The organism is Pseudomonas sp. A214, from assembly GCF_900156295.1.
GTDB lineage: Bacteria > Pseudomonadota > Gammaproteobacteria > Pseudomonadales > Pseudomonadaceae > Aquipseudomonas > Aquipseudomonas rhizophila.
Genome location: NZ_LT707062.1, coordinates 4,437,433 through 4,463,425, shown reverse-complemented (window position 1 = coordinate 4,463,425; position 25,993 = coordinate 4,437,433). Strand labels below are relative to the sequence as shown.

Annotated in this window: 22 protein-coding genes; 7 read left to right on the top strand and 15 right to left on the bottom strand. The window is 60.9% G+C overall.

The genetic code is table 11. The features are described 5' to 3' along the window. Nucleotides 1-14: 14 nt before the first annotated feature. From BW979_RS19870 to BW979_RS19860, 3 genes are read right to left on the bottom strand one after another with little or no spacing between them, the layout of a single operon-like run. Complete coding sequence (locus BW979_RS19870) at nucleotides 15-1,277, bottom strand: dihydrolipoamide acetyltransferase family protein (protein ID WP_076385296.1); 1,263 nt, start codon at nucleotides 1,275-1,277, stop codon at nucleotides 15-17. Next, nucleotides 1,278-2,336: an alpha-ketoacid dehydrogenase subunit beta gene (locus tag BW979_RS19865; protein ID WP_047227605.1), complete on the bottom strand. Its 1,059-nt coding sequence runs from the start codon at nucleotides 2,334-2,336 to the stop codon at nucleotides 1,278-1,280. A gap of 1 nt (nucleotide 2,337) precedes the next feature. Beyond that, nucleotides 2,338-3,573 carry a 3-methyl-2-oxobutanoate dehydrogenase (2-methylpropanoyl-transferring) subunit alpha gene (locus BW979_RS19860; RefSeq protein WP_047227604.1) on the bottom strand — a complete coding sequence of 412 codons (1,236 nt, stop codon included), beginning with the start codon at nucleotides 3,571-3,573 and terminating at the stop codon, nucleotides 2,338-2,340. Between the two features lie 192 nt (nucleotides 3,574-3,765). On the opposite strand from BW979_RS19860, the gene bkdR reads away from it, so the two are divergent. Continuing rightward, nucleotides 3,766-4,254, top strand: coding sequence for a Bkd operon transcriptional regulator BkdR (bkdR, locus tag BW979_RS19855; protein WP_047227603.1), 489 nt, complete (start codon nucleotides 3,766-3,768; stop codon nucleotides 4,252-4,254). 37 nt (nucleotides 4,255-4,291) lie between these two features. Here bkdR and BW979_RS19850 read toward each other — a convergent pair whose 3' ends face one another. The 7 genes from BW979_RS19850 to BW979_RS19820 all read right to left on the bottom strand — a co-directional run bounded on the left by BW979_RS19850 (nucleotide 4,292) and on the right by BW979_RS19820 (nucleotide 11,407). Next, on the bottom strand, nucleotides 4,292-5,161 hold the full coding sequence (locus BW979_RS19850) for an aldose 1-epimerase (protein ID WP_076385294.1): 870 nt from the start codon (nucleotides 5,159-5,161) through the stop codon (nucleotides 4,292-4,294). Nucleotides 5,162-5,344: 183 nt separating this feature from the next. Then, nucleotides 5,345-6,625: a TRAP transporter large permease gene (locus BW979_RS19845; RefSeq protein WP_047227601.1), complete on the bottom strand. Its 1,281-nt coding sequence runs from the start codon at nucleotides 6,623-6,625 to the stop codon at nucleotides 5,345-5,347. Next, a complete protein-coding gene (locus BW979_RS19840) occupies nucleotides 6,625-7,152 on the bottom strand; it encodes a TRAP transporter small permease (RefSeq protein WP_047227600.1) in 528 nt (175 codons plus the stop codon). Before BW979_RS19840 ends, BW979_RS19845 begins: the two co-directional genes overlap by 1 nt. Before the next feature lie 73 nt (nucleotides 7,153-7,225). Further along, entirely contained in the window at nucleotides 7,226-8,203 is a 978-nt protein-coding gene (locus BW979_RS19835) for a TRAP transporter substrate-binding protein (RefSeq protein WP_047227599.1), read from the bottom strand. A 55-nt stretch (nucleotides 8,204-8,258) separates the two neighbouring features. Further along, nucleotides 8,259-9,164, bottom strand: a complete 906-nt coding sequence (locus BW979_RS19830; protein ID WP_076385292.1) for an SMP-30/gluconolactonase/LRE family protein — start codon at nucleotides 9,162-9,164, stop codon at nucleotides 8,259-8,261. Nucleotides 9,165-9,207: 43 nt separating this feature from the next. Beyond that, nucleotides 9,208-10,029: an NAD-dependent epimerase/dehydratase family protein gene (locus BW979_RS19825; protein ID WP_076385290.1), complete on the bottom strand. Its 822-nt coding sequence runs from the start codon at nucleotides 10,027-10,029 to the stop codon at nucleotides 9,208-9,210. Nucleotides 10,030-10,219: 190 nt separating this feature from the next. Further along, nucleotides 10,220-11,407, bottom strand: coding sequence for an OprD family porin (locus BW979_RS19820; protein WP_442962059.1), 1,188 nt, complete (start codon nucleotides 11,405-11,407; stop codon nucleotides 10,220-10,222). A 974-nt stretch (nucleotides 11,408-12,381) separates the two neighbouring features. On the opposite strand from BW979_RS19820, the gene BW979_RS19815 reads away from it, so the two are divergent. Both BW979_RS19815 and BW979_RS19810 read left to right on the top strand, forming a co-directional pair. After that, a complete protein-coding gene (locus BW979_RS19815) occupies nucleotides 12,382-12,717 on the top strand; it encodes a DUF6124 family protein (RefSeq protein ID WP_076385286.1) in 336 nt (111 codons plus the stop codon). 278 nt (nucleotides 12,718-12,995) lie between these two features. Next, nucleotides 12,996-13,616: a TetR/AcrR family transcriptional regulator gene (locus BW979_RS19810; RefSeq protein WP_047230182.1), complete on the top strand. Its 621-nt coding sequence runs from the start codon at nucleotides 12,996-12,998 to the stop codon at nucleotides 13,614-13,616. A gap of 142 nt (nucleotides 13,617-13,758) precedes the next feature. Here the strand turns inward: BW979_RS19810 and preA are convergent, their stop codons facing one another. From preA to hydA, 3 genes are all read right to left on the bottom strand, one after another. Next, on the bottom strand, nucleotides 13,759-15,033 hold the full coding sequence (gene preA / locus BW979_RS19805) for an NAD-dependent dihydropyrimidine dehydrogenase subunit PreA (RefSeq protein WP_076385284.1): 1,275 nt from the start codon (nucleotides 15,031-15,033) through the stop codon (nucleotides 13,759-13,761). Beyond that, nucleotides 15,034-16,401, bottom strand: a complete 1,368-nt coding sequence (locus BW979_RS19800) for an NAD(P)-dependent oxidoreductase (protein ID WP_076385282.1) — start codon at nucleotides 16,399-16,401, stop codon at nucleotides 15,034-15,036. A gap of 177 nt (nucleotides 16,402-16,578) precedes the next feature. Further along, nucleotides 16,579-18,018, bottom strand: coding sequence for a dihydropyrimidinase (gene hydA / locus BW979_RS19795; protein WP_076385280.1), 1,440 nt, complete (start codon nucleotides 18,016-18,018; stop codon nucleotides 16,579-16,581). Between the two features lie 622 nt (nucleotides 18,019-18,640). Here hydA and BW979_RS19790 point away from each other — a divergent pair. From BW979_RS19790 to BW979_RS19775, 4 genes are all read left to right on the top strand, one after another. After that, nucleotides 18,641-20,119 (top strand): NCS1 family nucleobase:cation symporter-1, encoded by a 1,479-nt coding sequence (locus tag BW979_RS19790; protein ID WP_047230186.1) that lies wholly within the window; start codon nucleotides 18,641-18,643, stop codon nucleotides 20,117-20,119. 152 nt (nucleotides 20,120-20,271) lie between these two features. Then, nucleotides 20,272-21,555: a Zn-dependent hydrolase gene (locus BW979_RS19785; protein ID WP_047230187.1), complete on the top strand. Its 1,284-nt coding sequence runs from the start codon at nucleotides 20,272-20,274 to the stop codon at nucleotides 21,553-21,555. Nucleotides 21,556-21,672: 117 nt separating this feature from the next. Beyond that, nucleotides 21,673-23,160: a PAS domain S-box protein gene (locus tag BW979_RS19780; RefSeq protein WP_076385278.1), complete on the top strand. Its 1,488-nt coding sequence runs from the start codon at nucleotides 21,673-21,675 to the stop codon at nucleotides 23,158-23,160. Between the two features lie 242 nt (nucleotides 23,161-23,402). After that, on the top strand, nucleotides 23,403-23,651 hold the full coding sequence (locus BW979_RS19775; RefSeq protein ID WP_047230189.1) for a DUF1652 domain-containing protein: 249 nt from the start codon (nucleotides 23,403-23,405) through the stop codon (nucleotides 23,649-23,651). A 41-nt stretch (nucleotides 23,652-23,692) separates the two neighbouring features. Here BW979_RS19775 and BW979_RS19770 read toward each other — a convergent pair whose 3' ends face one another. Beyond that, nucleotides 23,693-25,078, bottom strand: a complete 1,386-nt coding sequence (locus tag BW979_RS19770; protein ID WP_076385276.1) for a sensor histidine kinase — start codon at nucleotides 25,076-25,078, stop codon at nucleotides 23,693-23,695. Further along, entirely contained in the window at nucleotides 25,056-25,739 is a 684-nt protein-coding gene (locus tag BW979_RS19765; protein WP_047230191.1) for a response regulator transcription factor, read from the bottom strand. Before BW979_RS19765 ends, BW979_RS19770 begins: the two co-directional genes overlap by 23 nt. Between the last annotated feature and the right edge of the window lie 254 nt (nucleotides 25,740-25,993).

The following is a 25,993-nucleotide window of genomic DNA, read 5'->3' as shown; positions in this document are numbered from 1 at the left end:
TGCTCCATTGATGATTAGTCCACAAACAGCGTGGCGGGCTGTTCGAGCAGGCCGCGCAGGGCCTGGATGAATTGCGCCGCGTCCATGCCGTCGACCACTCGGTGATCGAAGGAACTGGAGAGGTTCATCATCTTGCGGATCACGATCTGGCCTTTGATCACCATGGGCCGTTCGACAATCTTGTTCACGCCGACGATCGCCACTTCCGGCAGGTTCAGCACTGGGGTGCTGACGATGCCGCCCAACGCACCGAGGCTGGTCAGGGTGATGGTCGAGCCAGACAGCTCATCGCGGCTGGCCTTGCCATTGCGGGCCGCGGTTGCCAGACGCGAGATTTCTGCCGCGCTGTCCCACAAGCTACGGGCTTCGGCGTGACGCACCACCGGTACCATCAGGCCCACATCGCTCTGGGTGGCGACGCCGACATGCACAGCGCCCGAACGGTGAATGACCTGGGCCTCGTCGTCATAACGGGCGTTCATTTGCGGGAAGTCCCGCAGGGCCACGACCAGGGCGCGGACCAGGAATGGCAGCAAGGTCAGCTTGCCGCGATGGGCACCGTGCTTTTCATTCAAATGCACCCGCAGCTCTTCCAGGGCGGTGACGTCGATTTCCTCGACGTAGCTGAAATGCGCGGCGCGCTGGGTCGCTTCCTGCATGCGCTGGGCGATCTTGCGGCGCATGCCGATCACCGGGATCTGCTGTTCGTCGTGGCGTTCGGCATAACCCGAGCCGCCTTTGGCCGGGGTCGCTGAACCCTGCGCCAGATAGGCCTCGAGGTCTTCATGCAGGATACGCCCGGCCGGGCCACTGCCCTGGACCAGGCGCAATTGAATGCCCAGGTCCAGCGCATGTTTGCGCACGGCCGGGGAGGCCAGCGGCCGCTCGTCCGGATCGCGGGCCACCGGCGCTTGCGGCGCGGGGCGTGGCGCCGCAGCGGGTTGTTCTATCGTCGGCTCAGGCGTTGCCACCAGCGCGGGTTTCGGCGCTGGCGCGGCGACGGCGGGTTGCGCCGATTCCTTGAGGTTGCCGGCACCTTCGACTTCAATACGGATCAGTTCGCTGCCCACCGCCATGACTTCGCCGGGCTCGCCACCCAGGGCGATCACCCGACCGTGTACTGGCGAGGGGATGTCCACCATCGCCTTGTCGGTCATGACATCGGCCAGCACCTGGTCTTCGACCACCATGTCGCCAACCTTGACGTGCCACACCGACAGTTCAACTTCGGCGATGCCTTCGCCAATGTCCGGCATCTTGATAACGTGCGTGCCCATTCAGACCTCCATGACCCGTTTCAACGCCGCGCCCACACGGGACGGCCCTGGGAAATACGCCCATTCCTGCGCGTGCGGGTAGGGGGTGTCCCAACCGGTGACACGCTCGATGGGCGCTTCCAGGTGGTGGAAGCAGTGTTCTTGCACCAACGACACCAGCTCGGCGCCGAAACCGCAGGTGCGGGTGGCTTCGTGGACGACCACACAGCGGCCAGTTTTTTTCACGGATTTGACGATGGTCTCAAGGTCCAGCGGCCAGAGGCTGCGCAGGTCGATGACTTCGGCGTCGATGCCGGTTTCTTCGGCGGCGGCCTGGGACACATACACCGTGGTGCCGTAGGTGAGGATGGTCACGTCCTTGCCCGGGCGGGTGATGGCGGCGACATCCAGCGGCACTGTGTAGTAACCGTCCGGCACCTGCGCCGACGGGTGTTTCGACCATGGGGTTACCGGGCGGTCGTGGTGGCCGTCGAACGGGCCGTTATACAGGCGCTTGGGTTCGAGGAAGATCACCGGGTCATCGTTTTCGATGGAGGCGATCAGCAGGCCTTTGGCGTCGTAAGGGTTCGACGGCATGACGGTGCGCAAGCCGCAAACCTGGGTGAACATCGCTTCGATGCTCTGGCTGTGGGTCTGGCCGCCATAGATGCCGCCGCCGCAGGGCATGCGCAGGGTCATCGGCGCGGTGAACTCGCCGGCCGAGCGATAGCGCAGGCGCGCCGCTTCGGAAATGATCTGGTCCGAGGCCGGGTAGACGTAGTCGGCGAACTGGATCTCGGCCACCGGCCGCAACCCGTAGGCGCCCATGCCCACGGCCACGCCGACGATACCGCTCTCGGAAATCGGCGCGTCGAACACCCGCGAGGTGCCGTATTTATTCTGCAGGCCTTCGGTGCAGCGGAACACGCCGCCGAAGTAGCCCACGTCCTGGCCGAACACCACGACGTTGTCGTCGCGCTCGAGCATCACGTCCATGGCCGAGCGCAGGGCCTGGATCATGGTCATGGTGGTAGTGGTCATGGCGGTGTCCAGCTGGATATTGTTGTTGTGATCGTTCATGTCAGATCCCCAACTCCTGACGCTGGCGCTTCAAGTGCTCCGGCATCTCTTTGTAGACGTCTTCGAACATGGTCGCGGCGCTTGGGATCTGCCCGCCAGCAAGGGTGCCGTACTGCTCGGCTTCCTTCTGCGCGGCGATCACCTCGGCTTCGAGTTCGGCGGTGACGGCGGCATGTTCCTCTTCGGACCAGTGGCCGATTTTCACCAGGTGCTGCTTGAGGCGCGCAATCGGGTCGCCCAGCGGGAAGTGGCTCCAGTCGTCGGCGGGACGGTATTTGGACGGATCATCGGAAGTGGAGTGCGGGCCGGCGCGGTAGGTCACCCATTCGATCAGCGCCGGGCCGAGGTTGCGGCGGGCGCGTTCGGCGGCCCAGCGCGAAGCGGCGTAGACCGCCATGAAGTCGTTGCCATCCACCCGCAGCGAAGCGATGCCGCAGCCGACGCCGCGTCCGGCGAAGGTGGTGGCTTCACCGCCGGCAATGGCCTGGAAGGTGGAGATCGCCCACTGGTTGTTGACCACGTTGAGGATCACTGGCGCCCGGTAGACGTGGGCGAAGGTCAGGGCGGTGTGAAAGTCCGATTCGGCGGTGGCGCCGTCACCGATCCAGGCCGAGGCGATCTTGGTGTCGCCCTTGATCGCCGAGGCCATGCCCCAGCCCACGCCCTGGATGAATTGCGTGGCGAGGTTGCCGGAGATGGTGAAAAAACCGGCGTCCTTGACCGAGTACATGATCGGCAACTGCCGGCCCTTGAGCGGATCGCGCTCGTTGGACAGCAGTTGGCAGATCATGCCCACCAACGGCACCTCACGGGCCATCAGGATGCTTTGCTGGCGATAGGTGGGGAAGCACATGTCATCGATGTTCAGCGCCAGGGCCTGGCCGCTGCCGATGGCTTCCTCGCCGAGGCTCTGCATGTAGAACGACATTTTTTTCTGGCGCTGGGCGACCACCATGCGGTTGTCGTAGATGCGCGTCTTGAGCATGGCGCGCATGCCTTTGCGCAGGATCTCGAGAGGCACGTCTTCGGCCCATGGGCCGTGGGCATTGCCCTGGTCATCGAGCACGCGAATCAGCCCGCGGGCCAGGTCGGCCGTGTCGGACGGTTCAACGTCGATGGAGGGTTTGCGCACCGTGCCGGCATCGCTCAGATGCAGGTAGGAGAAGTCGGTCTGGCAGCCGGGACGGCCCGAGGGTTCGGGGACGTGCAGGCGTAGCGGTTCATACGCTGGGTTCATGGCTTTCTACGCTCGATCTTGTGAATTTCTTGTAGTGGGCGCGCTAGCTGACGAACTTTCCCGGGTAAGGAAAATTGTCCTACAACAATCATAGGCTCGACGCAGAAGAATATTTTTCTCTGTTGGGTTGCTGTTCAGATCATTTGCAGATAAAAAATCTGCACAACGATAAAAAACAGGATTATTTGTCTCATGCGTAAATTGGATCGCACCGACATCGGCATTCTGAACAGCCTTCAGGAAAACGCCCGCATCACCAACGCCGAGCTTGCCCGGTCGGTCAATCTATCGCCCACGCCTTGCTTCAACCGGGTCCGGGCCATGGAGGAGCTGGGGGTGATACGCGAGCAAGTCACGCTGCTGGATGCCGATTTGCTGGGCCTGCATGTCAACGTGTTCATCCACGTGAGCCTGGAAAAACAAGTGGAGGAGGCGTTGCAGCACTTCGAAGAGGCGATCTCCGACCGACCGGAGGTGATGGAGTGCTACCTGATGGCAGGCGACCCGGATTACCTGATCCGCGTGCTGGTGCCGTCGATCCAGTCGCTGGAGCGGTTCATGATGGACTTTCTGACCAAGGTTCCGGGGGTGGCGAATATCCGTTCGAGCTTTGCGCTCAAGCAGGTGCGTTACAAGACGGCGCTGCCTCTGCCGGCCAACGGTTTGACCTTGGGGACCTGACGCCCAGCCGAGCGGGAGAGAAACCTGTCTGGAGGGGTTACAGGAGTCGACACTGCATCGAAAACCCCAGCGTCACTGACTGCCCTTGCTCCAGCAAGCGCAACCCTGGCCGCCCTGGCAGGTGGTGGGCATTGACCGGATGGCTGACCGGCTCGATGCAAAAGAAATCCAGGCCCACGGGACAGTACAGCAGGAAGTATTCGCTGCCGCTGGCTCGGCATTCCAGCTCATAACCCAGGTCCGGTTGCTGGATCAGGCAATGCCCGTCCCAGCCGCCAAAGCCGTTGTCCACCAGTGTGTCCGGCAGCAAGCGGGGTTGTTGGAAGTCCCAGATTCGAGGAACGCTGCCCAACGTGGTTGGCAGTTTTTTCTCATCGCACATCCAGACTTCGGTCGCACGGGTTTGCAGGCGTGTGCCAGCAGTGCGCGGGAAGTACGGGTGCAAACCCAGCCCGTGCCACGCGGCCTGTTCGGCCAGGTGGGTGACGTGCATCGCGATCTGTAACTGACCGCCGCTCAAGCGAATCCGCAGGCTGGCGCAATAGGCGAATGGATGTTGGCTGTCGAGTTGCAACAAGGCTTCCTGGGCGCTTTGCTCTATCACTTGCCACGGTTGTTGCCAGGCGCTGCCATGGATCGGGAACGGGTCGTTGGGGCTGTTGGCGTCCAGACCGAGCCAGCCGCCGGGGCAATCGAAACCGCCCTGGGCGATCCGGTTCGACCATGGGATCAGCGGGAAGCAGCCGAGCTTACCGGGCAGGCCGTTTTCCACGGCCTGGGGCGCGGGCGGGCGCAACAGCGGCTGGCCGCTGCCGCGCAACGTCCAACTGACCAGGCTGGCACCCAGGTGCGGGGCCAGGGTCAGGCGAGTCTGTTCGTCTTCGAGTTGGAGAAGAGGCGGGGTCATGTTGGCTTGTCTGCTGGGTTGGAAAAACTTCGGGACGACTCTTGTGTGCATGCTTTTGTGGCGAGGGAGCTTGCTCCCGCTCGGCTGCGCAGCAGACGCCCGGAGTCAAAAACCTATGGGCCTGCTTCGCAGTCCAGCGGGAGCAAGCTCCCTCGCCACAAGGGGGCTTGCTCATTTATAGGGTTACAACACCAGACGCGGCAACCACAGCGAGATCGCCGGAATGTAGGTCACGGCCAGCAACACCAGAAACAGCACGCCGTAGAACGGCAGCAGGGCCTTGACGGTGCTTTCGATACTGACCTTGCCAATGGCGGAGCCGACGAACAGCACTGCTCCCACCGGCGGAGTAATGAGCCCGATACCCAGGTTCACCAGCATAATCATGCCGAACTGCACCGGGTCCACGCCGATGCCCATGATCACCGGCATCAGGATCGGGGTCAGGATCAGGATCAGCGGCGCCATGTCCATCACCGTACCCAGGACCAGCAGCATCGCGTTGATGCACATCAGGATCACGTAGCGGTTGTCGGAGATGGTCAGGAACAGGGTGGTGATTTTCGCCGGGATCTGCATCAGCGTCATGATGTAGCCGAAGCTGGCGGCGAAGCCGATCAGGATCATCACGATCGAGATGGTACGCACCGTGCGATGCATCAGTTTCGGCAACTCACTCCACTTGTAGTCGCGGTAAATGCACATGGTCACGAAGAATGCCCAGAGCACAGCGATGGCGGCCGATTCGGTGGCGGTGAAAACACCCGAGAGGATGCCGCCGAGGATGATGAACATGGTCATCATGCCCCACATGGCTTCCCGGCAGATTTTCAGTGCCTGCTTGAGGGGAATCACTTCGCCCTTAGGGTAGTTGCGCTTCTTCGCGAAGATCAGGCACAGCACCATCAGGCAGGCGTTCATCAGCAGGCCCGGCACGATGCCGGCCATGAACAGCGCACCGATGGAAACCGTACCGCCGGCTGCCAGGGAGTACAGCACCGCGTTGTGGCTGGGCGGGGTCAGCAGGGCTTGTACCGAACCACTGACGGTCACTGCGGTGGAGAACTCCCGCGGGTAGCCGCGGCGTTCCATCTCCGGGATCAGTACCGAACCCACCGAGGCGGTGTCGGCCACTGAGGATCCGGAAATGGCACCGAAGAACGTCGAGGCCATGAGGTTGACCAGTGACAGACCGCCGCGCACGAAACCCACCAGCACACCGGCGAAGGCCACCAGCCGGCGAGACATACCACCCTCGGCCATGATTGCACCGGCCAGGACGAAGAACGGAATGGCCAGCAACGAAAATTTATTCACCCCGCCCGCGACCTGGATCATCACGGCCTGGAATGGAATATCGATCCACCACGCGCCGATCAGCGCAGCGGCACCCAGGGCGTAGGCGACCGGCATGCCGATCAGGATCAACAGGAAAAAACTGCCCAGCAGAATCAGAGCGTCCATTAAGCGGCACCTTCACTTTCTTCGACCAGGTCGAACTGCACGACCCGGCGCTTGCTCTGATCACCGAGCAAGAGTTTTTCCAGGACAAAAATCAGGGTCAGAAAACCACCGACCGGTATGGGCATGTACGTGATGCCGACCCGCAGTGTGGGCAGGGCGCTCATGTACTGGTTCCAGGTGGACAGGCAGAGTTTGGTGCCGCCGCTGATCATGAAGATGCAGATCACCGCCATCAGCAGTTGGGAAAACACCGATGCCGCGGTTTTCAAGTGAGGGGGCAGGCGGTTGGTGAGCATGTCCACGGCCATGTGCGCACCAGCGCGGTAACTGGCGGCGGCGCCGATGAACGTGAACACGATCATCAGCAAAATCGCGGTGGGTTCCGGCCAGCTTGAGCCGGTACCCAGCACGTAGCGGGCGAACACGCCCCAGGGAATCATCAGAGCAATTGCCAGGACAGAGAGGCCGGCGACCCAGATGCAAGTCATGTAAATCTTGTCGTTGATGCGCAGCAGCAAATTCTTCATCGGGTTCCACCGTAACCGGGCGCGCCCGTGACATCGGGCGCACCTGGCCTTTTCAAGTACAGATTGAGAGGTGTTACTGAACGGCTTCGATACGCTTGATCAGGTCGGCGTACGGTGCACCGTATTTGGCCCGGATCGGTGCGGTGGCGTCATAGAAGGGTTTCTTGTCGACGGTGATGAACTCAACGCCCGCGGCCTTGAGTTTCTCTTCACTGGCGGCAGTCTTCTTGTCCCACAATTCGCGCTCGTCCAGCTGGGATTGTTTGGCCGCTTTTTTCACCAGGGCTTGCTGCTCGGGGGTGAGTTTTTCCCAGGTGAACTTGGACATCACCACCGGCTCCGGCAGGATCAGGTGGCCGGTCAAACTGTAGTACTTGGCGTTCTGGTAGTGGTTGTGCTCGAGCATGGTCGGCGGGTTGTTTTCCGCACCGTCGATCACGCCGGTCTGCAGAGCACTGAAGATTTCACCGGTGTCCATGGCAATCCCGTTACCGCCCATGGCGTTGAGGGTCTCGATGAACATCGGGTTGCCCATGACACGAATTTTCATGCCATGCATGTCTTCGGGCTTGTGCACGGGTTTCTTGGTGTAGAGGTTGCGAGTACCGCCGTCCATCCAGGCCAGGGCCACCAGGTTGAATTCGGAGTTGGTGATCTTGTCGAGGATTTCCTGGCCGATTTCACCGTCGATGATCTTGCGCATGTGTGCCTGGTCACGGAACACGAATGGCATGTTGAAGACGTTTACGTCCGGCACCACCGGCCCAACGATGCCCAGGCTGACGCGGGCCATCTGGACGGCACCGACCTGAAGCTGCTCGATGACTTCTTTTTCCGAGCCCAACACACCGCCGGAATACATCTTGAAGGTGAACGGGTCTTTTTGGCCTTTGCTTTCCTCGACCAGCGTCTTGCCAAGGATTTTTTCCGCTTCCACGGTTGGATAGCCATCAGGATGGATATCGGCAAACTTGATCTCAAGAGCCTGTGCCGCTTGCGCAAGGAAGGCCAGGGGGAGGGCTGCGATCAGAAGCGTGCGTTTGAAATTCATGGTCAATCTCCAGTGTTGTTGTTTTTATGTCTATCGAATGAAGCGGCAATGCAGGTCAGTTGGCGGCGGGTTTCGATCCTCCGAAAGCCGTTTCAGCAAGGCCCTTGACGCCGGGGTTGAGGGCAAACACGCCCCCGGCCAGGGACTGCGGATCAGTGTCGTCGCCAGGGCGGATCGAGGTGACGAACAGGGTGTCCAGACGGCTGCCGCCAAAGGCGCACATCGTCGGTTTCTTCACCGGCACCGCCAAAGAGCGATCCAGTCGGCCATCCGGGGTGAAACGATGGATGAGGCCGGCATCGTTGGCGCAGATCCAATAGCAACCTTCTGCGTCCACCGCCGCGCCGTCCGGGCGTCCGGCCAGGGGCATCATGTCGACGAACAGCCGTCGGTTGGAGGGCGTGCCGCTGTCGATGTCGTAGTCGAAAGCCCAGATCTGCTGGATCAACGGATGTGAGTCGGAGAGGTACATCGTGCGCCCATCCGGGCTGAAGCCCAGGCCATTGGGCACGATGAACCCGCTCAGTTGTGCCTCGACCGGCCCGCGCTGTCCGCCATCGAAGCGGTACATCCGCCCCTGGTCGGCGTTGGCCCCCATATTCAGCACCATGCTGCCGGCCCAGAAACGGCCCTGGCGGTCGCAACGGCCATCGTTGAGGCGCATGTCGGTGCGGGCGTGCTCGACACTGGCGCACAATTCGCTGTCCAGGCTGCCGTCATCAAAGGGGTGCAGGCGAAAGAAACCACTCTCCATGCCGGCGATCCAACCCCCGTCCTGGTGACGGGCGATGCAGGCGAGCATTTCGGGGGTTTCCCAGCCTTTGAGCTGTCCGGTTCCGGCATTCCAGCACTGCAACCCACCGCTGGGAATGTCCACCCAGTACAGGGCGTTCTCCTCGGGAACCCACACTGGGCTCTCACCGACGGCGTTGCGTGCATCGACAATCAATTCGGCTTGCATGGCGATTCCTTGGTTCGTTCGTATCCCATGAAAAACAGGCGAATCAGTCGTCGAACGGGCCGGCTGCGACAAAGGCGCCACCCTGGTAGACCCTGGCCGGGTCATCGGCGGCCGGCATCGGCTGCGCTTCGACCTTGTCACGGAAGATTTCGGAGCTGTCCTTGGGCTGGTAGCCCAGGTGCGCGGCCTGGCTGTTGTCCCACCAGACGTCGCGGTTGGCGGACATGCCATACACCACGGTGTGGCCGACTTTCGGGGTATAGAGCGAGCATTCGATCAGTTGGGTGAGGTCGTCGAAGCTCAGCCAGGTGCTCATCATCCGGCGGTTTTGTGGCTCGGGGAACGACGAGCCAATGCGGATGCTCACGGTTTCGATGCCGTAGCGATCGAAGTAAAAACTGGCCATGTCTTCGCCGTAGGACTTGGACAAGCCGTAGTAGCCATCCGGACGGCGAGGGGATAGGGCGTCGAGGACCTCGTCCTGCTTGTAGAAACCGATGACGTGGTTGGAACTGGCGAAGATCACGCGCTTGACGCCATGCTTGCGGGCGGCTTCATAGATGTGGAACACGCCGCTGATGTTGGCGCCGAGGATTTCTTCGAACGGACGCTCTACCGAAACACCGCCGAAATGCAAAATGGCATCGACGCCTTCCACCAGTTGATGCACCGCCTGTTTATCAGACAGGTCGCACGGCACCACTTCTTCACTTTCATCAATGGCCGGGGCCATGTTGGCGATGTCCGACAGGCGAATGTGGCGGGCGAAAGGCTTGAGGCGTTCACGCAAGACTTTGCCCAGGCCGCCGGCAGCACCGGTCAGCAGCAGACGATTGAAGGGGTGGCGAATGTGTGTCGTAGTCATGAAATTACCTGAGCAAACGGTGAGAGGTATCAGTTGTTATAAGTTGTCGTACGACCGAGAGGGAATATCCTTATCCTACCGCTACCTTGTCAACGTTTGATCGACGAATCGCTCTACAACGGCGTCCCTGCCTTTGGCTGTCGCGTCGCCATGGCCCTTTTGAAAAGCGACCATGGCGACCGATCCCGGCTTAAAGAAGCGAGATCGGGTAGCTGACGATCAAGCGGTTTTCATCGAACTCGTTGTTGCTGTAATCCCGACGCATCGTTGAATTACGCCATTTCACATTGAGGCTCTTCAACGCACCGCTTTGTACGGTGTAGGCCAGTTCGCTTTCGCGACCCCATTCCTTGCCGTCATTAACAGTAGCGGTGTGTACGTTGTCACCGCTGATGTAGCGGTTCATCAGGGTCAGGCCCGGTACGCCGACGGCGGCGAAGTTGAAGTCGTGGCGCACTTGCCAGGATTTTTCCTGGGCGTTGTCGTAGCTGGAGTTGTAGCTGTCGTTGGCCAGGGTGCCGCCGCTGGTGCCGTTGACGCGCATCCAGCCATCGTCGCCGCTGAGTTTTTGCAGGCCGACGTAGAAGGTGTTGCCACCGTATTTGGCCGAGAGCATGGCGAAGGCGGTCTTGTTGTCCAGGTCGCCCGCCAGGGCACTGCCTTCTTCCTTGCCGATGAAGTAGCCCAGGTTGGCGCCCAGGGTCCAGTCACCGATGGGCTGGCTGTGGGTCAGGTTGAAATATTTTTGCTGGTAGATGTCCGAGAGTTCCGCGTACCAGACGCCGACCTGAGTGCGCTTGTCGTTGAAGGCGTATTCGCCGCCGCCGAAATTGAAGCGGTCGGACGTGAACGCACCGCGGCCGTTCATCGACATGTCTTCCATGCTCGCGTCGTTACGCGGGCTGTTGGCGCGGAACTGGCCGCCGTACAGGCTCAGGCCATTGATCTCGGTGGAGGTGACTTGACCACCGCGGAAAGTCTGCGGCAGGGAGCGGCCATCGTCAGAGCGCAGGATTGGCAGCACCGGCATCCATTCGCCCACCTTCAACTCGGTTTTCGACACCTTGGCCTTGAGTGCGACACCCAGGCGACCAAAGTCATCGGCCGGGCGGCCATCGTCATGCACCGGCAACAAGGCGGTATTGGCAGTGCCGCGACCACCGTCGAGCTTGAGCGAGTACATGCCCAGCACGTCTACACCGAAACCGACTGTGCCCTGGGTGAAGCCGGACTTGGCGTCGAGAATGAAACTCTGGGTCCATTCCTCGGCTTTGCCTTGGGCGTTAGCCGGGTTGGTGAAGTTGCGGTTGATGTAGAAGTTGCGCAGGTTGAGATTGACCTTGGCGTCATCGACGAAGCCTTCGGCGCTGGCGGACATTGGCAGGAACGCGGCAAGGCTGCTGCAACCGAGAAGGACCAGGGCGGGGCTGGCGTTGAGAAAGGTACGGCGATTTTGACGGTGGTTGGGCGAAAAACGGACACGTGTGCTCACTATGACGCTCCCTACTTTTTTGTTGTTTTTATTTGTCATACGTCGTCGTACAACATGAGGTGGATTATTTGGAAGCTGCTCCTCGTTGTCAACTGGCCATTATCGGAATTGTCCAACTCGGATGTGCTCAAAATGAGACGTTTCAATGGCTGGCGCTGGCCGAGCTCAAGATTGCAGGCCGTGGCGCCGTGTCGAAGCGTGGTTTGAGAGTAGCGGGGAGGGTGCTTGGTTGTGCGATGACTGGTCTAAGACATTAGTCGAATGCTGGCGATTGGAAGTCTTAAGGGAGCTCTTGCTCCCTCGCCACAGAAGCTTTCCCACAAGCAGCGCCGGTGTTTTTGATCGTTCCCACGCTCGGCGTGGGAATGCATCCAGTGACGCTCTGCGTCACCTTCCAGAAGCGGAACGCGGAGCGTCCCTGGCGACATTCCCACGCAGGAGCGTGGGAACGATCAAACAAGAAGGCTCTTGTGGCGAGGGTGTGTTGTTTAACCCTATGCCGGGTCCAAACGGGTTTGTGTTTATCCAGATGTAGGATCGTTCGGGGTCGGGCTACGTTGTCTTGCGCCGTTGCCTACAACTGCGCCAGAATCCGCCGGCTTGTGCGCCTGGGGGGCAGGGTTCTATCGTTTCCGGGTCGCTGATTGAATCAGTGATCGGGTTTGGTAGCCCGGCTTTTGACTTGACGCATAGCCCCTGTCATACAGTCCGTTTTGGTATCTGTTTTATGGCGGTCATGCGCAGGGCGTTTTCGGACGCGCCGGTTCTCCAAGTCACCGGTCTACCAACCCGCGTATGGCCGCCACCCTTCGTTTGGTAGCGAGAGTGATGGCTCCATTTTTCGATTTGGAGATTCACCTATGTTCAAAGTAACCCCCAACCCACCCGGTACAGATCCATCCAATTCCAAGGCGTTCGACAAAGCCGCCGACCGCATCCTCGACCACTACCTCAAGCCCAAACCCAGCAAATCCGAGGCCGATCCCGGCCAACTGTTCACCGTCGCCAATGGCGTCGACACCGAAACCCTGCTCGCCAACCTCAGCGAAAACCTGGCCTCGGCCAATGCCATGGTCAGTGACTTGGCCTTCGACCTGGAAGGTCCCAGGCGCCACATCGCCCTGGGCATCCAGCAATTGATCGAATTGAGCGGATTGCTGGCGAACCGTGTGCTGGATAACGTCGAAGCGCACTAGCTGACTCACCCCTTGAAACTGGCCTTTGAAGAACACCCCCAGAGGCCAACCCGAACCTGCTTTTGTGGCGAGGGAGCTTGCTCCCGCTGGGCTGCGCAGCAGCCCCAAAATGAACTGGCGCGGTTTTCCAGGGATACCGCGCCAGCCGGTTTTACGACTGCTGCGCAGCCGAGCGGGAGCAAGCTCCCTCGCCACAGAAGCTTTCCCACAAGCAGCGCCGGTGTTTTCAGAAGTGGGTGAATGCTAGTCTTGACCAACGCTGTCGTCAGGGAGCCCTCATGGGCAATCACAAGATCGAGATTCGTCGCAGTAACGTCGAGAAAATCCTGCTGGCCGCCGAAAAGGTCTTTGCCGAAAAGGGCTTCGGCGGCACCGCCATGGCCGACATCGCTGCCGAGGTGCAACTGCCCCGATCCAACCTGCATTATTACTTCAGCACCAAGAGCGAGCTGTACAGCGCCGTGCTGTTCGATCTGTTGGAGGTCTGGAAGCAGGATGCCTTGTGCTTCGAGATGTTCGATGACCCGCGGGTGGTGCTCAGCAGTTACATCCGCGCCAAGATGAACCACTCCCGTAGCCGGCCCTACGGCTCGAAGGTCTGGGCCAACGAAATCATCCACGGCGCCCCGACCCTGGGCCAGGCGCTGGATGCCAGCCTCTATGACTGGGCCAAGATGAAAGAGGCAAAAATCCGCCAGTGGGTGGAGGACAAACGCATCCTCCCCGTAGAGCCTTCAAGCCTGCTCTACATGATCTGGGCCTCGACCCAGCACTACGCCGACTTCGACCACCAGATCAACATCCTCAATGATCACCAGCCACTGTCCGACATGCAGTTTGAGCGGGCAGTGCAGACGGTGACCAGTGTGATCTTGCGGGGGATTGGGTTGGAGCCTTGAGATCTGTGTTGAGGCTGATGGCCCTATCGCGAGCAGGCTCGCTCCCACAGTGGATTTCTGGCGTACACAAAATCTGTGAACGACACGATCCTCTGTGGGAGCGAGCTTGCTCGCGATGGCGCCCGGCCAGACACCGCAAATTTCAGACCGCTACATGATAGGGATTACGCGGATCATGGTTCCAATCCAGGAACGGCTTGCCCGTTTCCACCGTCACCATCTCGATGCAGTCCTGCACCGGGCAGGTGATCTGGCAGAGGTTGCAGCCTACGCACTCTTCATCGATCACTTCATATTTGTGCGTCCCGTCCGCTTGCTTGAGGCTGGCGATGGCCTGGTGGGACGTGTCTTCACAGGCGATGTGGCAGCGACCGCAGCCGATGCAGGCCGCTTGGTCGATCTTCGCGATGACTTGATAGTTGATGTCCAGGTACTTCCAGTCGGTGGTGTTGCCCACCGCGCGACCGGAAAATGCCTGCAGGTTGGCGTGGCCGTGGTCGTCCATCCAGCGTGACAGACCGTCCTTCATCTCTTCGACAATACGAAAACCGTGGAGCATCGCCGCCGTGCACACTTGCACGGCGCCACTGCCCAGGGCGATGAACTCCGCCGCGTCGCGCCAACTGCCGATGCCACCGATGCCGCAGATCGGCAAGCCCTGGGTCTGCGGGTCGCGGGCGATTTCCGCGACCATGTTCAGCGCGATCGGCTTGACCGCCGAGCCGCAGTAGCCGCCGTGGGTGCTCTGACTGCCGACGATGGGCAGGGCGACCATGCGGTCCAGGTCGACGCTGGTGATGGAGTTGATGGTGTTGATCAACGACACTGCATCGGCGCCGCCCCGATGGGCCGCGCGAGCAGCGACGCGGATGTCGGTGATGTTCGGCGTGAGCTTGACGATCACCGGCAGCGAGCAATAGCTCTTGCACCAGCGCGTGACTTGCTCGACGTACTCCGGCACCTGGCCGACGGCTGCGCCCATGCCCCGCTCGGGCATGCCGTGGGGGCAGCCGAAGTTCAGCTCGATACCGTCGGCACCCGTGGCTTCAACCAGGGGCAGGATGCGTTTCCAGGATTCTTCCACGCACGGCACCATCAACGACACGATCAGCGCCCGGTCCGGCCAGTCCTTTTTCACCTGGGTGATTTCCCGCAGGTTGATCTCCAGCGAACGGTCGGTGATCAGCTCAATGTTGTTGATGCCCAGCACCTCGCGATTGGCGCCGAAGTGGGCCGAGTAACGCGACGACACGTTCACGGCCGCCGGGTCCTCTCCAAGGGTTTTCCATACCACGCCACCCCAACCGGCCTCGAAGGCACGCACCACGTTGTAGGCCTTGTCGGTCGGCGGCGCGGAGGCCAGCCAGAACGGATTGGGGGCTTTGATGCCGGCGAAGACAATCGACAGATCGGCCATTTACGCAGCCTCCACGTTGAGCATGAGTTGAGCGTTGATCGCCTCGGCGGCAAGCTTGCCGTGCTGCACGGCCTGCACCGTCAGGTCCTGGTCCAGGCTGGTGCAGTCACCGCCGGCATACACGCCGGCGATGCTGGTGCGCAAATGCTCGTCTACCAGGATCCGTCCATCCTGGCGTTTGAGTTCACGGGCCAGCGGGTCCGCCAGCGCGTGGTCATCGAAGGCCTGGCCAATGGCTTTGAAAATCCCGTCAGCGGGCAGGTCGAAGGTGTCGGCGCCGGTGACCAACCGACCGTTCTCCAGGTGGGTGCGGGAGAAACGCATGCCCCGCACATTCCCGGCCTCGTCCAGCAGCACTTGTTGCGGTTGGGCCCAGGTCAGCAGACGCACCTGATTGGCCTTGGCGATGTCTTGCTCATGGCCGGTGGCGCCCATGTCCTCAAGGCCGCGCCGGTACACCAGGCTGACGTCCCGGGCACCGAGACGGGCCATCTGCACGGCCATGTCGATGGCGGTGTTGCCGGCACCGAGGACGATGCAGCGGTCGGCCAGCGGCAACTGGCTAAGGTCGTCAGCCTGGCGCAGTTCGCGGATGTACTCGGTGGCGGCCAGCAGCCCCGGCGCCTGTTCATCGCTCAGGCCCAGTTGTTTGCTGGCGGCCAGGCCGAGGCCGAGGAACACAGCGTCGAATTGCTGATGCAAGTCGCTCAAGCTGAGGTTTTCGCCCAGCTTTTGCCCATGGCGGATTTCGATGCCGCCGATGCCCAGCAGAAAGTCCAGTTCGCGCTGGGCATAATCGTCCACCAGCTTGTATTTGGCGATTCCGTATTCGTTGAGGCCACCGGCCTTTTCCCGGGCCTCGAACACCACCACATCGTGGCCGTGCATCGCGCTGCGGTGAGCGCAGGACAACCCCGCAGGACCCGCGCCGACCACGGCAATGCGCTTGCCGGTGGCGGCGGCGCGTTTGAACGGGTGTTCGCTGAAGTGGGCGTTGTCCACGGCGTAGCGTTGCAACAGGCCGATCAGTACCGGCGCGCACTCTTGAGCGTTGTTGCGCACGCAGGCTTGCTGGCAAAGGATCTCCGTGGGGCAGACCCGGGCACAACTGCCGCCGAGGATATTGGCCGAGAGAATCTTCTGCGCCGCGCCCTGGACGTTGTCCTGATGGATGTTGCGGATGAACGAAGGGATGTCGATCTCGCTCGGACAGGCGTTCACGCACGGCGCGTCGTAGCAGTACAGGCAACGGGATGCTTCCAGGTGCGCCTGTCGTGGGTTGAGCGGCGGCGCCAGGTCGCTGAAACGCGCGGCCAGGGTGGTCGGGTCTTCCTGGGAATGGGGGAGGTGACTCAAGGGCTGGATCATGGAATTGGCCTCACGGTGTTTGAGGTGCTGCCTCTGGTGGGCAGTGTTTTTTGTGTCCGGACTGGCCTCATCGCGAGCAGGCTCGCTCCCACAGGGATCTGCGGTGCACACAGATTTTGTATCCATTCAAAATCCAGTGTGGGAGCGAGCCTGCTCGCGATAGGCCGTAGGCCGCTATCAGCGTTTCACTGCAACCGGCCGGTGCAACTCCGCCCGCTTGCTCAACAAATCGAACACCGCCGGGTAAGCCGGTCGTTCGATGTAGCGTCCCGCTCCGCGTTCGGCCCGCAGGTCGCCATCGACCCAGACCAGCTTGCCCTGGCTGATGGTGTGGCTGGGCACGCCGCGCACGGTTTTGCCTTCGAAGATGTTGAAGTCCACCTGTTGATGGTGGGTCTTGGCCGAAATCGTGCGGCTGCCTTGCGGGTCCCAGAGCACCAGGTCGGCGTCGGCGCCGACGCGAATGGCGCCTTTGCGCGGGTAAAGGTTGAAGATCTTCGCCGTGTTGGTGGAGGTGAGGGCGACGAAATCATGCATCGACAATTTGCCGCTGTTGACCCCTTCATCCCACAGCACCGCCATACGGTCTTCGATACCGGCGGTGCCGTTGGGAATCTTGCTGAAATCTTCGCGGCCGGCGGCTTTCTGTTCGGCGCAGAAACAGCAATGGTCGGTGGCGGTGGTGTGCAGGTTGCCTGATTGCAAGCCATGCCAGAGCGCTTCCTGATGCCCGCGAGGGCGGAAGGGCGGGCTCATCACGTAACCGGCGGCGGTCTGCCAGTCGGGGTGGCGATAAACGCTATCGTCGAGCAGCAGATGCCCGGCCAGTACTTCACCGTAGACCGGCTGACCCTGGCTGCGGGCATAGGTGATTTCATCCAGGGCTTCCTTGGTCGACACATGCACCAGGTACAGCGGCGTGCCCAGGGTCTGGGCAATACGGATGGCCCGGCTCGCGGCTTCACCTTCCACTTGCGAGGGCCGCGACAGCGGATGGGCTTCGGGGCCGGTAATGCCCTGGGCCAGCAACTTGCGCTGCAGGTGATCAACCAGCTCGCCGTTCTCGGCATGCACCGTGGGCACGGCGCCCAGTTCCAGGCAGCGCTCGAAGCTTGCCACCAAGGTGTCGTCGGCCGCCATGATCGCGTTCTTGTAGGCCATGAAGTGCTTGAAGCTGTTCACCCCGTGATGGCTGACGAGCTCGGCCATCTCTTCACGAACCTGTTCACTCCACCAGGTGATCGCCACGTGAAAACCGTAATCACTGGCGCTTTTTTCCGCCCAGCCGCGCCACTGGTGGAAGGCTTCCATCAGCGATTGCTGGGGATTGGGAATGACAAAGTCGATGATCGACGTCGTGCCTCCCGCCAGGCCTGCTGCCGTGCCACTGAAAAAATCTTCGCTGGCGACGGTGCCCATGAACGGCAACTGCATATGGGTATGCGGGTCGATGCCGCCCGGCATCAGGTATTGGCCGCTGCCATCGAGTACTTCGACATCGGCGGGCACATCCAGGTTTTCACCAATGGCCTTGATCACACCCTCGGCACACAACACATCGGCGCGATAACGTTCATCATGGGTTATTACGGTGGCGCCACGGATCAACAAAGACATTCCGAGTTCCTCGCAGGCATGACCGACTGATGCCGGTTCTTTATGTTGTATAGATCATGATGGGGAAGTGATGAAGTCGTGCAGAGTTCTAATCCTGTCACGGCTGTCAGGATTAGAAGCTAGCTGGAGTTTTACGAATCGGCAAGATTATTTTTAATGGGTTGTTTGAATATATAACTCATTGAAAAATATCAATTTAATCTATAAATCACCAAAATGGTGAGCCGCCTCACCATTTTGACGCACTTGACAGGATCATTATTTGAGCGAGATTTATCATGCTAAATCAGCAGCTTGAAAGGCGTTAAAGTGCGGTTTAGACGCTTCGCAATATTGTGGGGTGCACCACTTTGAATCTCGGGCTCGACAGAACGTGCAGGTCATCTAGCCTCAAGGGCACTGGCGCGCAGTGCGAGCGGACAATGAAATTAAATTAAAGCGTTAAATATCATAAAGTTGTCGGTGTTATATCGTTCAACCGGTCAACCCGGCGAGGCAATCGGCACAGTTATTGAGTGCTGTCGCTGCCAGGCAGGGCCGCCGGTAGAACGCGCGCTTTACATGCAAGTACTCCGGCCATCGCCAGTCGATGAGCAAAAATAATGAAAACAGTGGAGCGGACATGACCAGATCAACAGTGACCGAGCGCGACGGGTTATTCGAGCTTGAAGCCGGCAGCGACGTTCTCGACAGCCCCCGTTACAACCATGACATCGCGCCAACCCAGGTGCATGAGCGAACCTGGAATAAATGGCACATCACCGCGTTATGGGTAGGCATGTCGATCTGTGTGCCGACCTACACCCTGGGCGGCGTGCTCACGGCCTATTTCGGGTTGTCGGTGGGTGAAGCGTTGCTGGCCATCCTGTTCGCCAACATCATCGTGCTGATTCCCCTGACCCTGAACGCCTTTGCCGGGACCAAATACGGCATTCCGTTCCCGGTGCTGTTGCGCTCGTCCTTCGGCGTCATCGGCTCCAACGTGCCTTGCCTGATCCGCGCACTGGTGGCGTGTGGCTGGTTCGGAATCCAGACGATGTTCGGCGGGCTGGCGATTCACCTGTTTCTCGGCTCGGTGTTCGAAGGCTGGAAGAGCCTGGGTGGCACCGGCGAAGTGATTGGTTTCATGGTGTTCTGGGTCCTGAACCTGTGGGTGGTGCTGCGCGGTGCCGAGTCGATCAAATGGCTGGAAACCCTGTCCGCGCCGCTGCTGGTGCTGGTGGGAGTCGGCCTGCTGATGTGGGCGTTGCCCAACGTCTCCCTGACCGAACTGATGGCGCAGCCGGCCAAGCGGCCCGAAGGTGCCGGCGTGACCAGTTATTTCCTGGCAGGGCTCACAGCGATGGTGGGTTTCTGGGCCACGCTGTCGCTGAACATTCCTGACTTCAGTCGTTATGCCAAGAGCCAGAAAGACCAGATCGTGGGGCAGATCATCGGCCTGCCGCTGACCATGTTCCTGTTCGCCGCCCTCGGCGTGGTAATGACGGCGGCCTCGGCGAAACTGGTGGGCGTGACCGTCTCTGACCCGGTGACCCTGATCGGACACATTCAGAGCCCGCTGTGGGTGGCCCTGGCCATGGTGCTGATCATCATCGCCACGCTCTCGACCAACACCGCCGCCAACATCGTCTCACCCACCAACGACTTCCAGAACCTGGCGCCAAAACTGATCGGCCGTACCAAGGCGGTGATGCTGACCGGGCTGGTAGGGCTGGCGCTGATGGCCCACGAACTGCTGAAGAAACTCGGTCTGATCGTTTCCGAGGTCAGCCTTGAGTCGGTCTATTCCAACTGGCTGCTGGGCTATTCGAGCCTGCTGGGGCCGATTGCCGGGATCATGGTGGTGGACTATTTCCTGATCAAGAAACAACAACTGGACCTGGCCGGGCTGTACCGCGACGACGTCTACCCGGCCTGGAACTGGAACGGCTTCATCGCCTTTGGCGTGCCTGTGGTGCTGACGCTGCTGTCGTTGGGCAGCGATGCATTCAGCTGGTTCTACAGCTACGGCTGGTTCACCGGCTCGGCACTGGGCGGGGTGATTTATTACGGGTTGTGCAGTATGCGGGCGAGCCCGTCCATCGCTAAAACTGCGGTGTAAAGGAGGGCCTCATCGCGAGCAGGCTCGCTCCCACACTGGATTGGGGTGAACGCAAGCCTGTGTGCACAGCAGATCCCCTGTGGGGGCGAGCCTGCTCGCGATAGCGGCCTCAAGTACAACGAGAAAATGCCTGAAAAAACTGGAGATCCCCCATGAACGCAGCCGTCGACGTTCTACAGTCCACCCAACAGCACATCAATCGCGACCGCTTGTGGCAGTCGCTCATGGACCTGGCGCAGCTCGGTGCCACGGTCAAGGGTGGGGTGTGCAGGCTGGCCCTGACCGATCTGGACCGCCAGGCCCGGGACTTGTTCGTGCAATGGACCGAGGCAGCCGGCTGCACCGTCAGCATTGACGCGGTGGGCAATATTTTCGCCCGTCGGCCGGGGCGCAATCCGAACCTGCCACCGGTGATGACCGGCAGCCACATCGACACCCAGCCTACCGGTGGCAAGTTCGACGGATGCTTCGGTGTGCTGTCCGGCCTGGAAGTGCTGCGCACCCTCAATGACTTGAAAATAGAAACCGAAGCACCGTTGGAGGTGGTGGTCTGGACCAACGAAGAAGGTTCGCGCTTCGCCCCGTGCATGATGGGCTCCGGCGTATTCGCCGAGAAGTTCACCCTCGAAGAAACCCTGGCCAAGACCGACGCCGAGGGCATTACCGTCGGCCAGGCACTCAATGCCATCGGCTACGCCGGGCCACGCCCGGTCAGCGGGCATCCGGTGGGGGCGTATTTCGAGGCGCATATCGAGCAGGGGCCGATCCTGGAGGACGAACGCAAGACCATCGGTGTGGTGATGGGGGCACTGGGGCAGAAGTGGTTCGATCTGACCTTGCGGGGCGTCGAAGCCCACGCCGGCCCGACCCCGATGCACCTGCGCAAGGACGCTTTGGTCGGTGCTTCGATCATCGTCGGCGCCGTCAACCGCGCGGCCCTCGGCCATCAACCCCATGCCTGTGGCACGGTTGGCTGCCTGCAAGCCTATCCCGGTTCGCGCAATGTCATCCCCGGCGAAGTGCGCATGACCCTGGATTTTCGTCACCTGGAGCCGGCACGCCTGGATTCGATGATCGCCGAGGTCAGGCAAGTCATTGATGACACTTGCCAGCAACACGGCCTGACGTATGAACTGACCCCTACGGCTGACTTTCCGCCACTGTACTTCGACAAGGGTTGTGTCGAAGCTGTGCGTGGTGCTGCCCAAGGGCTGGGCCTGTCCCACATGGACATCGTCAGCGGCGCAGGCCACGACGCGATCTTCCTCGCCGAACTGGGGCCAGCCGGGATGATCTTCGTGCCGTGCGAAGGCGGCATCAGCCACAACGAAATCGAAAACGCCGCCCCGGATGATCTGGCTGCCGGGTGTGCGGTGCTGCTGCGAGCGATGCTCGCCGCCTCACAGGCGATTGCCGAGGGACGCATGGCGGCTTGAAGCAGCTTGAGGATTAAAAGATCGCAGCCTCGTTGCACTCGACAGTTCCTATAGGGGAACGTGTCATCGCCGCGAATGGTCGTAATCTCCATGCTCCTCTGACCACATGGAGACCCGATGAGCCAGGATGTCCCGACTACCGATACCAATCGTCGTCAACTGCTGCAAATCATCGCCGGGCTGTCTGACGGGGTGATGTTGATCGAAGTCGATCAGACCATCGCCTGGGCCAACGAAGCGGCGTTGACCATGCACGGGGTCACTGACCTCAAGGCGCTGGGGGCCAACGCCGAGGAATACGCCCAGCGGTTCAATTTGCGTTATCGCAACAACCACCCGCTGACCGCGGACAACTACCCCATTGCCCGGGTCGCCCGTGGCGATGAGTTCAGCGATGTATTGGTGGAGGTCACGCCCGAGGCTGATCCGGATCGCACCTGGGTTCATCGGATTCGCAGCATGGTGCTGACCGACCGTAGCGGCCAGGCGGAATTGCTGGTGCTGATTCTCAGCGATGCCACCGAGTGGGCCAGCGCCGAACAGCGTTTCGAGAGAACCTTCGCGGCCAACCCGGCGCCAGCGGTAATCTGCCGCCTCAGTGACTTGCGCTATATCAAGGTCAACCAAGGCTTTCTGGAAATGACCGGCTATAGCCGCGAGCAGGTGATCGGGCGTTCGGTGTATGAGCTGGATGTGCTCGAGGCCGCCGAGAAACGTGACTTGGCCATCGAGCGCCTGGGGCAGGGCGCGACCATTCCGCAAATGCAGGCTGAGTTGAAACTGCCAGGGGGCGGCAGCAAGCAAGTGATTGTCGCGGGCCAGCCGCTGGATGACCTGCATGACGAAGACTGCATGCTGTTTTCCTTCATGGACATGGAGCCGCGCCGCAAGGCCGAAACGGCGTTGCGCCAGAGCGAGGAGCGCTTTGCCAAATCGTTCCGTCTCACGCCCGTGCCAACCCTGGTGTGCAGCGCCGAACAGCAATTGCTGGAGATCAACGAAGCCTTTCTCCAGACCAGCGGTTACGCCAGTGAAGAACTGCTGGGTAAAACCGTGGAGGAAATCGGCTTTCTCGACCCGGATGCCTGCGCCGCACTGTTTGCCACGCTGGAAAAAACCGCAACCGTGTCCAGCGTCGACGTCAAGGTTCACAAAAAAGGTGGGGAGCAGATCGACTGCGAGATGGCAGCCGATACTGTCGTCATTCAGGACAAGCCGTGTTATTTGCTGGTGTTGATGAACATCACCGAACGCAAACGCTCGGAGCTGGAGCTGGTGGCGGCCATCGAAGAGGTGATGAAAGATGCCTCCTGGTTCAGTCGGACCCTGATCGAAAAACTGGCCAATGTGAAGAGCATCAACGCCCAGTTGCCCAGCACTTCATTTACCGAGCTCACAGCCCGGGAGCGTGATGTGCTGGGGCTGATCTGCCAGGGCCTGGCCGACAAGGAAATCGCCGCGCGCTTGAAGCTGGCCCCCAATACCGTGCGCAATCACGTGGCGACGCTGTACTCCAAACTCGATGTTCACAGCCGCAGCGAGGCAATCGTCTGGGCGCGCGAACGCGGCCTGTTCGCCAACGAGTGGCGAATGAAGGCACCATGATGGCCAGTGCAAATGCACCGGGCGTGCTGGTGCAAATTCGGGTTTTGCCCGCGCCGTTGGCTCCTTAGGCTGTGAGGGTGCGGCATTCTCTGCGCAATGCCGCGTCCCCCACGAAACAGTCAAGGAACACGCCACAATGAGCAGTGAACGAATCAATCGTGCAATCGCCAGGACGCTTGCCGGGCCTATGAGCCCGCAGTTGCCCGCCGGTCGCTCACGGCTACAGCGCTGAGGAGCAACGGATGACCCTACTGGCCCCCCTGCGCGCCCGACTCGAAGAAAGCTTCAAGCCACTGGCCTGCGAATGCAGCCTCAACGGCGACGGAACCCTTACCGTACGCCTGTATCACCGCGAAAGCGGGGAGGTGGATCTGGTGGTGAGCGGCATGAGCGTCGACAGCGTCCGCTCGGAAGAAAGCCTGGCAAAGCTGATCGATGAGTTGCGGTATGAGCTTGAAAACACCCCGCTGTATCGAAGTGACCCCGCCTGAGTGATCCGCTGAACTTTTCCGCTGAACTTGGTAGCCGCCACCTACAGCAGCGTCGCCCGGCAATCGAGTGCCAGCCGAGCGCCGCCTTGCTCGCTGCTGCCCACTTCCAGCGTGAACCCGTGCAAGTTGACAATCGCCGCGACGATCGACAGCCCCAGGCCAAAGCCGCTCTGCTGGCTGCTGCCCTCGGCGCGGTAGAAGCGGCGAAACACAGCCTTGCGCTCCGCCTCGGGGATTCCGGGCCCGGAGTCGAGCACTTCGATGCGGCTGCTGTCGCCCTGATCAACGCCACGCAGGATCACCTCACCGCCCGGCGGGGTGAATTTGATCGAGTTGCTCAGCAGGTTGGACACCGCCTCGAACAGCAATGCCCGGTCGCCGTTGAGCAAGGGCAGGGCAGCGGGTACTTGGAGGGTGAAGGTCAGTTCCCGCTCCTCGGCCAGCGGCAGATAAAAATCGTGCAGTTCCTGCAACAACTGCAACGGATCGAGGCGCACGAACCCTGAGCGTCGTTGCTGGTCTTCCAGCTCGGAAATCCGCAACAAGCCCCGAAACCTCGCCATCAGGGTGTCAGTCTCGGCAATCACCTGATCCATCTGCAACGCCTCGGACGAGCCGTCCGGGGCTTGCTGCTGGATGCGATAAAGCTGGGCGCGCAGGCGAGTCAGCGGGGTGCGCAGGTCATGGGCGATGTTGTCGCACACGCCCTTGACCTCGTTCATCAGGCGTTCGATGCGATCGAGCATGGCGTTGACGATCGCCGCCAGCATGTCCAGCTCATCGCGACGGCTCGACAGCGGTAGGCGATGAGTCAGGTCACCGGCCACGATGGCCTCGGCACTGGCCTGCAGTTTGCGGATGCGTTGCAACGGTCGCCGACGCAACAGATGCCAGCCGGCAATGCCCGGCAAAATGGTCAGGGACACGCCCCAGAACAACGCGTGCAGAATGATGCGCGTGACAGCGAACAGCGAGCCGTTGTCCCGCGCCAGGACCAACCAGCGGCCGTCTTGGGTCCGGGTCGCCACCGCGTCGCAACTGTCGGAAGGAATACCTGGATCCCTGGAATCGACGCAGCCGCCGAGCATATGAATATTGCCGTCCAGCGGCAGATCGGGGGGGACGTGCCGGATCGGTCCGCTCAAGTGGCGCAATTGCGGATCGAACAGGCCGTAGGCGTCGACGCCGCGTTCATCCAGGGTCAGGCTGGCCATGAGAGCATCTTCCAACTGATCGCCATGGATACGTGCGAACAGGTGCTGACGCTGCATCAGGGAGTGCTTGGCAAGGCTGTCGAGGTAACCGAACACTTCGTAATACATCACCCCCATCAGGACCGCGCTCCAGAGCACGAACAGCGAACTGTACAGCGCCAGCAGGCGACTGCTGGAGGAGCGCCAGCCCTTAGCGGGGTTCAGCAATGACATAGCCGGAACCTCGTACCGTGCGAATCAGCGGTTCCAGGCCCGGCGGGTCGATTTTCTTGCGCAGGCGGCCGATATGGACGTCGATCAGGTTGGTGCCGGGATCGAAGTGATAGCCCCAGACCTCTTCGAAAATCATCATGCGCGAGAGGATCTGGCCGCTGTTGCGCATCAGGAACTCCAGCAGCTTGTATTCGGTGGGCAGCAGGCTGAGCAGTTGCCCGTTGCGGCTGGCTTCGCGGCTGATCAGGTTGAGTTCCAGGTCGGCCACCCGCAGTGCGGTTTCCGGCTCGCGGGCACCGTTGTTGCGTCGTAGCAGGACTTCGACCCGGGCGGCCATCTCGTCGGTGGCGAACGGCTTGGTCAGATAATCGTCGCCACCGGCCCGCAGGCCGCGTACCCGCTCGTCCACATCGGAGAGGGCGCTGATCATTAGGATGGGCGTGGCCACGCCCATGGTGCGCAAGGTCGTCACGATCACCAGCCCGTCGAGTTCGGGCAGCATGCGGTCCAGGGTGATCAGGTCGTAATCGCCGCTCACCGCCCGTTCCAGGCCCTCGCGGCCGTTGTCGACCCAGTCGACATCCAGGCCATTGCGGGTTAGTTCGGCGACGATTTCACGGGCGGTCACGGCGTCGTCTTCGATGGTCAAAATGCGGTTCATGGGCGGTACCGGGTGAGAAATTGAAGCCATTGCGCAGCATTCTGCCAAAAAATAGCTGTCGGCTTTCTGAAAAAATGTTCATGGACGCCGACAGCGGTATTCACTGGCCTGGATCAACACTTGGTCACAAATAATCCCTAACATAAATTTAGTGCGCACCATCATGCTGCGTCCGTTGCCCTGCTTTGGCGCGCTGTCGCTGATGGGCACTGACACGAACCGGTGATGGTGTGCCGCAAGGAGCCGAGACCTCA

Excerpts from the sequence above, each read along its gene's own strand:
- BW979_RS19870 (WP_076385296.1), bottom strand. The coding sequence starts at position 1,277 with ATGGGCACGCACGTTATCAAGATGCCGGACATTGGCGAAGGCATCGCC.
- BW979_RS19865 (WP_047227605.1), bottom strand. The coding sequence starts at position 2,336 with ATGAACGATCACAACAACAATATCCAGCTGGACACCGCCATGACCACT.
- BW979_RS19860 (WP_047227604.1), bottom strand. The coding sequence starts at position 3,573 with ATGAACCCAGCGTATGAACCGCTACGCCTGCACGTCCCCGAACCCTCG.
- bkdR (WP_047227603.1), top strand. The coding sequence starts at position 3,766 with ATGCGTAAATTGGATCGCACCGACATCGGCATTCTGAACAGCCTTCAG.
- BW979_RS19850 (WP_076385294.1), bottom strand. The coding sequence starts at position 5,161 with ATGACCCCGCCTCTTCTCCAACTCGAAGACGAACAGACTCGCCTGACC.
- BW979_RS19845 (WP_047227601.1), bottom strand. The coding sequence starts at position 6,625 with ATGGACGCTCTGATTCTGCTGGGCAGTTTTTTCCTGTTGATCCTGATC.
- BW979_RS19840 (WP_047227600.1), bottom strand. The coding sequence starts at position 7,152 with ATGAAGAATTTGCTGCTGCGCATCAACGACAAGATTTACATGACTTGC.
- BW979_RS19835 (WP_047227599.1), bottom strand. The coding sequence starts at position 8,203 with ATGAATTTCAAACGCACGCTTCTGATCGCAGCCCTCCCCCTGGCCTTC.
- BW979_RS19830 (WP_076385292.1), bottom strand. The coding sequence starts at position 9,164 with ATGCAAGCCGAATTGATTGTCGATGCACGCAACGCCGTCGGTGAGAGC.
- BW979_RS19825 (WP_076385290.1), bottom strand. The coding sequence starts at position 10,029 with ATGACTACGACACACATTCGCCACCCCTTCAATCGTCTGCTGCTGACC.
- BW979_RS19820 (WP_442962059.1), bottom strand. The coding sequence starts at position 11,407 with ATGTCCGCCAGCGCCGAAGGCTTCGTCGATGACGCCAAGGTCAATCTC.
- BW979_RS19815 (WP_076385286.1), top strand. The coding sequence starts at position 12,382 with ATGTTCAAAGTAACCCCCAACCCACCCGGTACAGATCCATCCAATTCC.
- BW979_RS19810 (WP_047230182.1), top strand. The coding sequence starts at position 12,996 with ATGGGCAATCACAAGATCGAGATTCGTCGCAGTAACGTCGAGAAAATC.
- preA (WP_076385284.1), bottom strand. The coding sequence starts at position 15,033 with ATGGCCGATCTGTCGATTGTCTTCGCCGGCATCAAAGCCCCCAATCCG.
- BW979_RS19800 (WP_076385282.1), bottom strand. The coding sequence starts at position 16,401 with ATGATCCAGCCCTTGAGTCACCTCCCCCATTCCCAGGAAGACCCGACC.
- hydA (WP_076385280.1), bottom strand. The coding sequence starts at position 18,018 with ATGTCTTTGTTGATCCGTGGCGCCACCGTAATAACCCATGATGAACGT.
- BW979_RS19790 (WP_047230186.1), top strand. The coding sequence starts at position 18,641 with ATGACCAGATCAACAGTGACCGAGCGCGACGGGTTATTCGAGCTTGAA.
- BW979_RS19785 (WP_047230187.1), top strand. The coding sequence starts at position 20,272 with ATGAACGCAGCCGTCGACGTTCTACAGTCCACCCAACAGCACATCAAT.
- BW979_RS19780 (WP_076385278.1), top strand. The coding sequence starts at position 21,673 with ATGAGCCAGGATGTCCCGACTACCGATACCAATCGTCGTCAACTGCTG.
- BW979_RS19775 (WP_047230189.1), top strand. The coding sequence starts at position 23,403 with ATGACCCTACTGGCCCCCCTGCGCGCCCGACTCGAAGAAAGCTTCAAG.
- BW979_RS19770 (WP_076385276.1), bottom strand. The coding sequence starts at position 25,078 with ATGTCATTGCTGAACCCCGCTAAGGGCTGGCGCTCCTCCAGCAGTCGC.
- BW979_RS19765 (WP_047230191.1), bottom strand. The coding sequence starts at position 25,739 with ATGAACCGCATTTTGACCATCGAAGACGACGCCGTGACCGCCCGTGAA.